This window comes from Sulfurimonas sp. HSL3-2 (genome assembly GCF_039645965.1).
In the GTDB taxonomy this organism is placed as follows: Bacteria; Campylobacterota; Campylobacteria; order Campylobacterales; family Sulfurimonadaceae; genus Hydrocurvibacter; species Hydrocurvibacter mobilis.
This window is the reverse complement of record NZ_CP147917.1, coordinates 478,042-490,583: the sequence shown is the minus strand read 5'-3', so window position 1 is coordinate 490,583 and position 12,542 is coordinate 478,042. Positions and strand designations below refer to the sequence as shown.

At 36.4% G+C, this 12,542-nt stretch carries 16 protein-coding genes and 1 tRNA gene; 7 read left to right on the top strand and 10 right to left on the bottom strand.

Features of this window, described 5'->3' with window-relative positions; all coding sequences use genetic code 11:
• Positions 1–34: 34 nt before the first annotated feature.
• The 3 genes from WCX87_RS02550 to groES all read right to left on the bottom strand — a co-directional run bounded on the left by WCX87_RS02550 (position 35) and on the right by groES (position 2,679).
• Positions 35–490 (bottom strand): hypothetical protein, encoded by a 456-nt coding sequence (locus tag WCX87_RS02550; protein ID WP_345980471.1) that lies wholly within the window; start codon positions 488–490, stop codon positions 35–37.
• Positions 491–645: 155 nt separating this feature from the next.
• A complete protein-coding gene (gene groL, locus WCX87_RS02545; RefSeq protein ID WP_345980470.1) occupies positions 646–2,274 on the bottom strand; it encodes a chaperonin GroEL in 1,629 nt (542 codons plus the stop codon).
• Between the two features lie 144 nt (positions 2,275–2,418).
• Positions 2,419–2,679 (bottom strand): co-chaperone GroES, encoded by a 261-nt coding sequence (groES, locus tag WCX87_RS02540; RefSeq protein ID WP_345980469.1) that lies wholly within the window; start codon positions 2,677–2,679, stop codon positions 2,419–2,421.
• Positions 2,680–2,876: 197 nt separating this feature from the next.
• Between groES and WCX87_RS02535 the strand changes: the two genes are divergently transcribed.
• Positions 2,877–2,953: transfer RNA gene (locus WCX87_RS02535), tRNA-Met, on the top strand.
• 147 nt (positions 2,954–3,100) lie between these two features.
• Complete coding sequence (locus tag WCX87_RS02530) at positions 3,101–3,490, top strand: hypothetical protein (protein ID WP_345980468.1); 390 nt, start codon at positions 3,101–3,103, stop codon at positions 3,488–3,490.
• Between the two features lie 72 nt (positions 3,491–3,562).
• On the opposite strand, the gene WCX87_RS02525 is transcribed toward WCX87_RS02530, so the two are convergent.
• The 5 genes from WCX87_RS02525 to WCX87_RS02505 form a co-directional block, all read right to left on the bottom strand.
• The gene (locus WCX87_RS02525) at positions 3,563–3,808 is read right to left on the bottom strand and encodes a hypothetical protein (protein WP_345980467.1); all 246 of its coding nucleotides are present in this window, start codon (positions 3,806–3,808) and stop codon (positions 3,563–3,565) included.
• A gap of 133 nt (positions 3,809–3,941) precedes the next feature.
• Complete coding sequence (locus WCX87_RS02520) at positions 3,942–4,328, bottom strand: transposase (RefSeq protein ID WP_345980466.1); 387 nt, start codon at positions 4,326–4,328, stop codon at positions 3,942–3,944.
• Between the two features lie 157 nt (positions 4,329–4,485).
• Positions 4,486–5,823: a hypothetical protein gene (locus WCX87_RS02515; protein WP_345980465.1), complete on the bottom strand. Its 1,338-nt coding sequence runs from the start codon at positions 5,821–5,823 to the stop codon at positions 4,486–4,488.
• Between the two features lie 97 nt (positions 5,824–5,920).
• Positions 5,921–6,193: a hypothetical protein gene (locus tag WCX87_RS02510; RefSeq protein WP_345980464.1), complete on the bottom strand. Its 273-nt coding sequence runs from the start codon at positions 6,191–6,193 to the stop codon at positions 5,921–5,923.
• A 3-nt stretch (positions 6,194–6,196) separates the two neighbouring features.
• Positions 6,197–7,246 carry a hypothetical protein gene (locus WCX87_RS02505; protein WP_345980463.1) on the bottom strand — a complete coding sequence of 350 codons (1,050 nt, stop codon included), beginning with the start codon at positions 7,244–7,246 and terminating at the stop codon, positions 6,197–6,199.
• A 601-nt stretch (positions 7,247–7,847) separates the two neighbouring features.
• On the opposite strand from WCX87_RS02505, the gene WCX87_RS02500 reads away from it, so the two are divergent.
• The 3 genes from WCX87_RS02500 to WCX87_RS02490 all read left to right on the top strand — a co-directional run bounded on the left by WCX87_RS02500 (position 7,848) and on the right by WCX87_RS02490 (position 9,660).
• Entirely contained in the window at positions 7,848–8,081 is a 234-nt protein-coding gene (locus WCX87_RS02500) for a hypothetical protein (protein ID WP_345980462.1), read from the top strand.
• A 67-nt stretch (positions 8,082–8,148) separates the two neighbouring features.
• Positions 8,149–8,994 (top strand): aldo/keto reductase, encoded by an 846-nt coding sequence (locus WCX87_RS02495; RefSeq protein ID WP_345980461.1) that lies wholly within the window; start codon positions 8,149–8,151, stop codon positions 8,992–8,994.
• Positions 8,995–9,051: 57 nt separating this feature from the next.
• Positions 9,052–9,660, top strand: coding sequence for a hypothetical protein (locus tag WCX87_RS02490; RefSeq protein WP_345980460.1), 609 nt, complete (start codon positions 9,052–9,054; stop codon positions 9,658–9,660).
• A gap of 26 nt (positions 9,661–9,686) precedes the next feature.
• On the opposite strand, the gene WCX87_RS02485 is transcribed toward WCX87_RS02490, so the two are convergent.
• A complete protein-coding gene (locus tag WCX87_RS02485; RefSeq protein WP_345981087.1) occupies positions 9,687–10,457 on the bottom strand; it encodes a helix-turn-helix domain-containing protein in 771 nt (256 codons plus the stop codon).
• 316 nt (positions 10,458–10,773) lie between these two features.
• On the opposite strand from WCX87_RS02485, the gene WCX87_RS02480 reads away from it, so the two are divergent.
• Entirely contained in the window at positions 10,774–11,550 is a 777-nt protein-coding gene (locus WCX87_RS02480; protein WP_345980459.1) for an iron-containing redox enzyme family protein, read from the top strand.
• A gap of 73 nt (positions 11,551–11,623) precedes the next feature.
• Positions 11,624–12,214: a TetR/AcrR family transcriptional regulator gene (locus WCX87_RS02475; RefSeq protein ID WP_345980458.1), complete on the top strand. Its 591-nt coding sequence runs from the start codon at positions 11,624–11,626 to the stop codon at positions 12,212–12,214.
• 9 nt (positions 12,215–12,223) lie between these two features.
• Here the strand turns inward: WCX87_RS02475 and WCX87_RS02470 are convergent, their stop codons facing one another.
• The gene (locus WCX87_RS02470; RefSeq protein ID WP_345980457.1) at positions 12,224–12,532 is read right to left on the bottom strand and encodes a hypothetical protein; all 309 of its coding nucleotides are present in this window, start codon (positions 12,530–12,532) and stop codon (positions 12,224–12,226) included.
• Positions 12,533–12,542: the final 10 nt, after the last annotated feature.

Below are 12,542 nucleotides of genomic sequence, written 5' to 3'. Positions count from 1 at the left end.
AAAGCTGTTGTAAAAAAAAGTCACAATGTGATTTTTATGATCGGTATAAAGTGTTTATATGCTTATTTTCAGAACTGATCCTGTGCACTTTTTCTAAAATATCTTGATCTAGTTTAAACCTGTTCTTTTTTTGTAAAAGAGCGACGATATCCTCATGTGAACTGAAGTCTACAGCTCTTTCATGCAAAGCACAGTTACCTATGAATGCGATGATATCCTCATTTTTGATCTCCGCAAAATTTTTCACGATGTTTTCTGCCATCAATGAGTTTCTGTATTCGTTACCGCCCAGTGCTTTTAAGACTTTTTTATCGGCGATCGCTGCATCCAAACCTTTATTGTAAAGATATTTACGAGTCTCTCCTGCTAAAGTCTTTATTCTATTTTTATTTGTGTCTATCTCTCTGTCGACTCTGTTTTTTACAGGCAGTGCAGCACCGAATGCAATATTGGTTATTAGAACTGTAATTATTAATATTTCTCTTTTCATATCTTTGAAATCCCTTATAGATTAATGATAAAACCATTGTAATGAATCAAAGCAAATCAAATATTAATGGGATAAGGCAGATAAAACAAGATAGAAGATTTTCCGCACCTTACTGAGGTACGGAAATAGAAGTTTTTAAATGTAGTTGAAAATGATTACATCATCCCCGGCATTCCGCCCATTCCACCCATATCAGGAGCAGCAGGTTTTTCTTCCGGGATCTCAAATATTGCCGCTTCCGTAGTCAGAAGAAGACTCGAAACAGATGTAGCGTTTGTAAGTGCGACACGCTCCACTTTAAGAGGATCGATGATACCCACTTCGAACATATCTACATACTCGCCTGTCGCAGCGTTGAAACCTATGTTTTCATTTTCTGCGTTTTCTATAGCATTTACGACGACACCTGCGTCGTATCCTGCATTGATCGCTATCTGTTTTACAGGAGCTTTTACAGCACGTAAGATGATCTCACATCCGATCTTTTGATCGCCTGTAAGGTCTAGGTTCACTTTTGCAGCTGCGCGTACAAGAGCCGCTCCACCACCGATGACGATACCCTCTTCTACTGCTGCTTTAGTCGCAGAAAGTGCATCATCTACACGGTCTTTTTTCTCTTTCATCTCAGTCTCTGTAGCAGCACCCACTTTGATGACAGCGACACCGCCGCTAAGTTTTGCTAAACGCTCTTGAAGTTTCTCTTTGTCATACTCGCTTGAAGTACTCTCTATCTGTGTTTTTATCTCAGAAACTCTTGCTTTTACCGCGTCTGCGCTTCCTGCACCGTTAACGATCACAGAGTTGTCTTTGTCTATCACGACACGTCCCGCTTGACCAAGATGCTGGATAGTAGCACCTTGAAGCGTATGACCTGTCTCTTCAGAGATAACGGTACCGTTTGTAAGCACTGCGATATCTTGAAGCATCGCTTTACGACGATCACCAAAACCAGGTGCTTTGACCGCAGTGATGTTTAACACCCCGCGAAGTTTGTTTACAACTAAAGTCGAAAGTGCTTCACCCTCTACGTCTTCTGCAATGATAAGAAGCGGACGAGAAGTCTTTTGTACTTGCTCTAAAACAGGTAAAAGATCTTTTAAAGATGTGACTTTCTGGTCTGTAAGCAAGATATATGGCTGTTCTATCTCCGCCGTCATCTTTTCAGTGTTTGTGATGAAATACGGACTTAGGTAACCACGGTCAAACTGCATACCCTCAACGACTTCAAGCTCATCAGAGATACCTTTAGCTTCTTCAACAGTGATAACACCGTCTTGACCTACTTTTTCCATAGCTTCGGCTATCATATCACCGATCTGAGTATCAGAATTTGCCGAGATCGTTGCAACTTGTGCTATCTCTTTTTTATCTTTTACAGATTTAGACGCAGCTTTTAGGTTTGCAAGTATCGCTTCACAAGCTTTGTCCATACCGCGTTTTACTTCAACAGGATTCGCTCCCGCCGTGATGTTTCTAAGACCTTCGCTAAAGATAGCATTTGCTAGAACCGTAGCAGTCGTAGTACCGTCACCCGCTTCATCGGCAGTGTTTGATGCGACCTCTTTAACAAGCTGTGCACCCATGTTTTCAAGTCTGTCTTTTAGTTCGATCTCACGAGCGACAGAGACACCGTCTTTAGTGATAATCGGGCTTCCGTAGCTTTTTTGTATAAGAACGTTACGACCGCGTGGTCCCATCGTCACTTTTACTGCGTCACAAAGCTGTGCCACACCTTTTGCCAGTTTATTACGTGCTTCATCTGAAAAAATTATATCTTTTGCCATAAATTCATTCCTTAATTTTATTTCATAAAATGAAGGGAACCCTTCATTGAGTTTATTTCGGTCAAGGAATAAAATCCCTTAACCTGCGTTAACACTAGGTTTCCTTTAGCAGGAAGCCCAATAGAAAACGCTTCTGTTTTTAATCTACTTTATGATTCCAAAAACGTCGTCTACATCTATAACTATGTATTTACTGCCATCAAGCGTCAACTCGCTGCCGCTGTATTTTCCAAATACTACAGTATCGCCGTTTGCAATATTTTTCACCTCATCGCTTACAGCGACTACCTTGCCTTGAGACGGCTTTTCTTTCGCATTATCTGGGATTATAATACCAGTAGATGTTGTACTAGCCTCTTCCATACGTTCAACTAAAATACGATTTCCTAGTGGTTGAAAATTCATACTATTCTCCTAAATAATTTTTTTGTGATTTTACAAGATAAAGGTAAAAATGTCAACATTTGTTGAGTCTATTAAACTAAACAATATTTACTACAGATGACTATACTTTTTTGATATTATTATTATTTGAAGAAATTTCGTGCGTTTTAAGAATTTTAAAGGTTTAGTAATATATAATTCTGCCTCTTAAAAGACGTGTCAAGGTAGCTCAGCTGGTTAGAGCGCTGGTCTCATAAGCCGGAGGTCGGGAGTTCAAGTCTCCCTCTTGACACCATCCATAACTTAATTCCCTTTTTCAAAAACCTTTCAAACTTTTACTTTATTTATCCAAAGTCTTATTTTTCATTGAAAACAAGATATCCTTTGTCTATGCTACAATTCGTTTTTTAAAAATTGTGTACAAATATTCAAGGTTTCTATTGTGAGTATATTCGCTTTACAATCTCCAGCCGGTGGATTTCTGGATGAAGATTTAAAACATTTTAATAAAAGATTTGATGACTGGTGCGTTCACTTTGAGAGCTATGAAGATGCTATGAGTGTAACGCAATCGCTCAAAAGACCTGAGAGTGTAGATATTGTTGAGATAACGCCTCTTAGCTACCCGCAATATTTCTTCCCATCTCTTCAAGGTAACGTCCATGCAACGCGCCAGATTGGAGAGAAGATCATCTGTATCGTAGAACCATTCATGGGCTCTAACTTTCGAATTGCGGTATGTGATCTCAAAACAAAAAGAGTAAATCTTACAAAAGCCCACTACAAAAATGTTTTGAGCGTTGAAGGTGCTTTTGCCAACTTTACAGAGTAAGCGCCGTACAATTATTCTTCAATAATTCTAACTTTATCATAATGAAAAGAATGAGTAAAAGTGTCACAATTTTTATCCCTCCATTTTTATAATTTTACTTATTAATGATTTTGATACATTTAAATATGATGCTATACTTGCTTGCGTATGTCCATCAAAGTATGCATTGACTATTGCTAGGTTTCTATCTAGTTTTGTGATGACATCATAGAAATGTTCTTCAAATGCCTTTTCTTGCTTTACATGTAAAGCACCCTTTTCTTTCAATATCTTCTGTTTCTCTTTTATTTTTATATAGGCTAACTCATTTTCACTCATAGGCTCTCCTAAAAATTCATTCAGAGTTTTTAAGTCAAACTGTTTGACTAAAATGGAATCGTTACAGCATGGATGGTAGGATTTTACATTAAAAATAAGATATGACAGAGTATATGGGTAACTGCTTACTTTATCAACCAGAAGCTTCAAGCGCATTGTTTTCTATGTATCTGATAAGGGAGTAAAGATAGTTTTCTGATGTAATGTACTTTGATTTGTATCTATCTTGCCAAAGATGACCGCTGCGCTGGTATTTTTTATTGAAGTATTGAGCATAGTTGGCGTTTACCAGTCTCATAAAAGTCGATAAGTTCTCTTTTTGTGTCTCTATAAGCAAATGATAATGATTGTCCATCAAACAGTAATCGTGCAATATTACATTATGCAAGGTAGCACTTTTGTTGATGATCTGCAAAAACATCTCTTTGTCAGTATCGGAGTTAAACACAATACAATGGTTTACTCCGCGGTTTATGATGTGATGATAACCAGCTAAATCTATTCTCAGTCTTGTCGGCATGTACACTTTCCCAAACAAAGTAAATATTACTTTTTATAAGAGTATAACTATCGACCGACTTCTCCTCTCTCTTTATTGCATTTTGTCATAAATACAAAAGTGAAGATTCATGCACTGGGGTGTAATTTTAAGTTCTTGTTGTTTTTCATCTATTAGTTCATTGGTTGTTTGACTCATTTTTCTCTCCTATAGATTTTAATTGTTGGTTTAATTTGTCTAAATAGTCTCCAGCTGCAGTATTGCCGGTACTGGTTTGCCACTGTTCTGAAACATTTGAAAAAGTATCTTTTCCAAAAACTATATATCCACAATAATCACGCGCTACATTTTTATAAAATTTAGACATAGGCATTTGAATGAAAGCGTCATACATCCAATAACCTTCATTTTTTGAAAATTTAAAAAAAAGACCATTTTCCTTACCATCTTCTCCGGCAACAAGATTTCTAACTCTTACATAGGTCTGCATATAATCCCCGTTACATGTAAAATTCATACGCCCGATTTTTGCTAAAATAAGGTCTTCTGTAACATTGAGGATGGCGCCATAGAGAAGCGATTGATTTTTTGCTAAATGTTTGCTGTAAAGCTTCTGAATTTGTGAAGTATTCATCTCTTTTTCAAAAGCCAAGTACCATTTCATCTGTGCCTCATTGTGAGGAGTGTACCAAGTTTCTTTACGCATTGCTTTACGCGCAGAAGGAGCAGGACCGTTATAGCGGTAGATCTGATTGAGAGAATAGTAAAATGCTAGTCCGGGAAATCCTTTAAGGTACTCTCTTTGCATATTCGGATCACTTATGGGGTAAGTAGAAAGTTTTTCAATGATGGCAAAAGTATTTTCTAAAAAACGTTGTTGCGGTGCTCTGTAGTTTTTTGGAGCGATATCCTTGATCGTTAAATCTCTCATTAGTATACGAGCCAATAAACTTGAATGATTATTTTGTGGAAATAAAATCCATAAATAACGATTTGCTTTAGGAAGCAAATCCTGCTTAGCATATGGATAAATAAACCAACGATAGTACCATAACGCCTCCTCTGCATCATCTTTTGGAAGATGTGAAGCACCAAGAAGGTAAATACCATGTTCTAAAGTAAACAACGGCTTAAGTGAAAGTGAACCGGGATGTAAGATAGCTGTTAAAAAGTTTAAATGTGAAGCAAGCACCTCACCTGCCGTAAAATACTCTTTTGCCTGTAGATATTTTGCATGTTCGTCCATTAGCCAGCTTCGATTGTATGCGTACAAGCTGATATTTAACAAAGTAAAAATCACTACTACTTGTATCCACTTTCGTTTATTGAAAATGTGCAGAGGATTGAACGATATCTTTTCTTTAATCCGTTTACCGTAAAGAGTTCCTGGTAAAGTCGTAAATATTGCACGTAATATTCGAAGTATCGTGATGATGATGGTTATTACTCCAAAATACCATAAGCCTAATATGATAATTACAATGATTAAAAGTAATATTCCTGCTACTAAATGCATAGTCTTCCTTTGAATAATGTGTTATTTACAAATGTACAAAAAAAACCGTTCATCACGCCACCTGTCTTATTTTATTTATTCTTTTTACATGTAAGAATTATTTAATTAGTATCCTGTCCCCAGAATTTCCTACTATTTTACCTGCAATCTCAGCAGTCATGTGCTCTGCACCATATTCATCTTGGTAATACTTCATAACAGTTTCATAAGAAAATAGTGTATTTCCACTCGCATCACATACAAATGAAGTTACACTTAAGCCTCCCTTGCCTTTTACTTTTTCAGCCATATCAAGTGCACTCATTACATCACAAATATTACCTAATGCAAACTCTAAATCTTCCTGTGTTGTCCTACTATATTCTGCCATTGCTTATTTCCTTTCTTTAAATTTTAATAAATCTTTGACATCATATTGTGGACAATATTTGTCAACTGCGACTAAAGTGTATGTTGATACCTTCTTTGGATTATTAGAAAGTGCGATATGCCTAAACAGTCTAGTATGATCTTTATCTGCGCTGTCTTTTGGTATTGAATCATCTATCACCCAATGTGAAAGTTCTCGAAAGACATTGATATAATCCTGCATAAATGTTGTTTTACATAAAATGATTGGAAAACCATGACTTCGATACATCGTTCCAAAAATAATACTTTCTAAAGCATCATATCTATAGTATAAATAATAATACTTTTGATTTATATCCAAAGAAGATTCTTCTAATGCTTTTGTATATATGTAATCGACTTGTATCAACTTTTTAGTCAACGTAATATCACAATAAAAATTTTCACTTTTTTCCTGTTTTGTTTGTCCTTCATATATATTTGGTATTACACGAAGATATGCTCCGATGAAATTTGATAGGGTGATAAAGTTGTCACCATATTCTTTTGCGTAGACACCTTTTATAGAACCATTATCAAACTTGATAATATAGTTGTAAAGTTTTTTTGCAATTTGTTGCCTTGTTTTTAGGTCAAGTTTTTCTATTTTATATGGACTACTCTCTGCTTCGCTAACTGTAAAACCGTAGAAATCCATATAGTTTTGTACCCACCACATTGCATCTTCAGCATTATCAGGTTCAATTGCTTCTTCACCTTTTGCAAAAAAATAATCTCTTAACGAAATAAGTGGTCGAAAGAACACACTATCATAAGGAATACCTAAATATTTATGAAATGCTTTTATCCATATCGTAGAGATAGTTGTTGCTTGTACAAAATATGCTGTTGCTTGTGGATTAATGGATTCCTTTGCATGAAATTTTTCTTTTAGTGCAAAGTAAAAATTAAAATGTATTGCTAAAATAATTAAAATTATTCCACCTACCGATAAAATAAGCTTCTTCATTCTCACTTTTCTAGTTTTAAGATTGATGTTATGATCATTGTTTATTATTTGATTTGCCTCCATCAGGCCACCTCTCTTATTCGGTTTTTTTGTCTTATACCCCAAGGGCACTTCCTTTGGGGCGCATGTAAAGGATTATTTACACTTTTTGATACATTGTTTTTTGAGTCTGCAGTATTTATGGTTTGAAGTTGTATAGGAATGAAGTCTTTGTTTGGTATGCATACCAAAGCTGAAGTTTGCAACGAAAAATCGCACTGTGGATTGTTTAACTTATTTTCTTCCATCATGTCACCTTTATGAATAGTGTTACATGTAAAAGGCCATAACTCATCACACACTACTTTGTTACTTTACCTTTTACATTGTCTGAAAACTTGCGAATAACGATTGTGTAGATAGAAAACATCATATTTGTATTATTTAAAATACTTATATGGATGTTATTTTTGATTGATTTTTATATAAACTATCCATTAAATATAACAAAAAAAACTAGTGATGTGATATGAAAATATTAAATTAAAATTAAAATTAAAATATAATTACTTTTTGTAGCAATTAAGAAGATTTAATAAATATTCCTTCACATACCTTCTTGCTATACCCTCATCGAGAATGCCGGATGCATATTGTAATGCAAGATTATTACAAGGAAACGATTATGGAACATTATGTCATTATTGAAAAACTATGCAGTTGTGCAAAACGCGAGGGTCTTGACCAGATCACTATTTTTGACGATAAATCAAAAGCAAAAGGTGCGGCCGACAAGCAGTTGGCTCACATGCAGGGGAGTTTTTGCGGCAAGCATGAGTTTGACGTCACTGAAGTCGATGACCACTTTGTCATAGGGATGCTTGGCGGTTGCGACTGTAGTTCAAGTGCAAAACACTAAGCTCTAAAAAGAAACATTTATGTCATGATATGTAAATCTTTACATGTAACATACAAAGGGAGCCATTATGTCCGATACGATCATCTCAAATGCCGGAGTCGTCATGCCGAAGCTGATATATGGGACGGCATGGAAAAAAGATCGGACATCAACTCTCGTTGAAGCTGCACTGCGCTGCGGTTTTCGCGGTATCGACACCGCCTGCCAGCCAAAACACTACAATGAAGCAGGCGTAGGCGAAGCTCTTCAAACACTTACGTCAGAAGGTCTGAAGCGCGAAGCAATTTTTTTGCAGACAAAGTTCACGCCCCTTGAAGGGCAAGACCCAAACAGTGTTCCCTACGATAAAGATGCACCGCTGCAAGAGCAGATAGCACACTCTTTTGAGGTCTCACTTGCGAACCTTCGTACCGACTACATCGACTCCTATCTCCTGCACTCTCCTCTGTTTCCCTTTTCCCGCCTCATCACAGCATGGCAAGCTATGGAAGAGATCGTTATAAGTGGCGGTGCAAAACAGCTGGGGATCAGCAACTGTTATGAACTTAGTATGCTCAAACGTCTTTATGATGAAGCGAAGATCAAACCTGCAGTCCTGCAGAACCGTTTCTATGCCGATGCTGACTATGACACGGATATACGTGCTTTTTGTGACGACCATGATATCCGCTACCAGAGTTTTTGGAGCTTAACTGCAAATCCGCACCTTGTAGGCAGTGAGACAGTTATTCGCGCGGCTATGAAACGGCGATTGGAACCTGCTCAGGTATTTTATGCGTATCTGATGGCAAAAGGGATCATTCCGCTTGACGGTACTACATCGTTAGAGCATATGAAAGATGACCTTGGAGTCTTAGATATCTGTTTGACTCCTGAAGAGATATCGGCCATAGACACTCTCATCTTCCCATAATATCGAATAAGAATTGCATCTCAAAAACATATCTTGATATGACAGGAACCAGAACACATGACAATCGACATAAACGTCAAAGAGACGACAGAAGAGTTTTTAGACGATATCGATGAGATCATCGAAGACACGATGATACAGATGTTTTTTTTACAACCAAAAGATGCTGCAGCGCTTGAAAAAGCAAAAGCCGATGCACAAGAGTATAGCGCCATCTTTTACGCAGCACCGCTTAGCCTTAAAGACTCCGTCGACGTAAACTGTGTCGGTTTTAGTATCAAAGAGAGTGAAGAGCTGCAAGACCAGCCATCACTTGATAAACCTCTTTTCATTGAAGAGAGTGATCTAAACGACAGAATGCTTGCTCAACTTATCACACGCGGTGATAAAGGCTTTGTGCTCAATGCAACACATGCGCATGAGGGTCTTGAAAACTTTTTTGTAGCCATCGGTCCTGCCAATGTTGGTGAGTTTGACCCGGAGGTCCTTTCCTCTCTTTCTATGGATAAGATCGTATTGCAAAGCAGTTATCCCGATCATGACTTCGAGGAGATATTTTCTACGGTCAAGACTTTGTCTGACGCCCTGCTTCGTCCTGAACAGAGCATCATTGCCCGGGCAACAAAGCACACCTTGAACCTAAGCGGTTTTAAGAAGAACGGGTAATCTCCGACTTTTGTAAAATAGTCTGTTTATTTTGCAAGAAACAATCTTTTATACTCTATAGGATTTAAGTTTGTCGTCTTTTTAAATACTTGTCTAAATGTTGAAGGATTAGTGTAACCGACCAGATAAGTAATATGTTCAAAACTATCCGTACTATTTACTAAAAGTTCTTTTGCCTTTTGAACTCGAAGTTTTTGGATAAAGTTATTTGGCAGATCGCCTGTAGATTTTTTAAATTTTCTTATGAGCGTCCGTTCACTGACAGATATTCTTTTTGACATATCCTTAAGTGTTATACTTTTTGAAAAGTTATTTTTAATCCATGAAATGAGTCTTTCGATGTCGTGATCATTATTAGTCGCTATTTGTGCAAGGTCTTTATAGTGCTGCTGACTTTTTTTCCCTGCATCAACCCCTAAATAGTTCGCACAAGTATATGCCGCTTTACTAGAGATAAACTTTCTTACTATGTATAGACACAGGTAAATATATGCACTCGCTCCTCCGGCAGTTATTATATTGTCATCTTCAACAATCAACTTATTAACATCTAACTTTACTTTAGGAAAGTTTTGTTTGATTATTGATTCTACTACCCAGTGACTTGTCGCATATTTATTATCTAACAAACCCGATTGTGCCAGTACATAAGCACCGACGCATACAGAAGATATGATGCTTTGTTTGCTATACATAATATTTAACCATCTTATCAGTCGTTCATTCGTTCCGAAATTAAACTCTATATCGATTATGGGTGGAATAATGATTAGATCGTAAACAGCATCATTCCGCAGCGGTTTACTGTCAATGTTTATTGAAAGGTTAAAATTGTTAATGGCTTCATCAGTATGTAATATTTCTATGTTGAAATAATATAAACAACTAGCATCTAAACAGAAATTATTAACTATTGAAAATATGTCTACAATACCGAGAAGAGAAGATATTAAGACTTTATCATAGTTGACAATCGCTATATTTATAGGTTTTTTTTTTCATTTAAGCTCCTTTTGTCATTTTTGGCATCGATTATGGCAGATATACCTCTTGTAGATTATAGGGATTTCCTACATAATTTGCCTTGAATTTCTTAACAAGGAGACAAAGAAAATGGAAAATATATTATCACCGTACAATGAGGAAGAATTAAATAGTATTCGCTTTCAACGGAACTATCAATTCTTGTCAAACTTAGAGAAAAAAGTTGGAGGGCATGCCGTATTTGAGCATCCTTTTTTAAAAAAATTTGCAAGTAACACGTATACCCAAGAGGGCGTTTTATTTGTACTCAAACAGTTTGGAAAAATTGTGATGCCTTTTACAGCAGCGATCTGTAAATTAATGGGAAGTGCACCGGATATCAAAAGTCGTTTCATGCTTATGGACAACCTTTATGAAGAGATGGGACATAACACACTGAAAAATTGTCATCCTGTGTTGTACCTGACTATGTTAGATTCTATAGGGGTTTCTCAACAAGGATTGGAGAAAACAGAAACTATCTCAAGTATCCGTCTTCTAAACAATACTATTTTCGATGCAGTCGCTAATAAATCATTTGCCATCGGTTGTTCATGGCTCGGTTTTGGCGGAGAATTGACTATACCGAATAATTTTCCATATTTGGTTCAAGGCATAGAAGCGTGCTTCGGTTCTGATATAGATATGGGGTTTTGGAATCGTCATGGGGAAAGAGATCAAGACCATAGCGATGATGCTACAACGGTCTTATGTATGAATACAGATGAAAACGAGCACAAAGAAATCGAAGAAGCTGTAATGGACTCTTTAAATCTAAGAGCTATGATTTGGGATGAACTAGAAAGAATCTGCGATGCTAAATATCAGGATATATCTTTAAAAATAGCTAATAAAATGTCTGCATAAACATCCAAGAAGGAATATATATGTTCCTTTTTGGTAAAATAAGATTTTAAAATAATCTTGTTTTAGGTAAAGAATGAAAAACACGAAGCAAACTCTTATCGATATTACTTTTGATATGCTCTATAAAAGAGGCTACTGTGCGACAGGTCTCATGGATATACTACAAAGTGCCAACCTCACAAAAGGTGCTATGTACTATCATTTTAAAAATAAAAATGAGTTAGTCTTAAGCGCAATGCAGTATTATTTAGAGTTTTTATTAGAATCACACTGGACGACTCCGTTAGCTGACAGTGAGCAACCTTTAAACACATTGATCGAGCAGATCAATGCACTCTATGACCTATATGCGAGTGATGATGCTTTTGTAACGGTAAAACACGGATGTCCGCTAAATAATTTCATCCAGGATATGAGTGATAAAGAAGAAGAGTTTTTCCAATATCTGCAAAGCGTTTACAGCCGATGGCAAGAGGCCATGGAAATGGCTCTATTTAAAGCACAAAATCTTAAACAGACAAAAACTAAATTTAAACCTAAAGAGCAAGCACTGTTTATAGTTTCCGCGATCGAAGGAAGTATCTGTAGTGCCAAAGCAAATAATGATTTAAATACACTAAAAATCAGTTTTAACGTTCTCAACCAGTATATTAAATCTTTATAACTACTAAAGTTATTTTACAAGCTTACTTAAAACGACGACATAAAAAGCGATGCGGGGGATCTCCCTCACATAATTAAACTGATACGCCGTCTTTTTGATGGCATCTACTATATAGCCTTTTTCTATGCCGCTCGTAATATTTTCAATAAAAGAACCTATGGTATTAATGTCATACTGTGTTTTACATTCGATATATAACTTATCCTGCGATTCTACTTTACTGTAAGGATCAGGTATCATCGCATAACACTTTTTTACAGTTTCTTCATTGATATCAAAATTTCGCAGGTAACGGATGATGTGTTCTAGTTCATACATTAGACCTCTC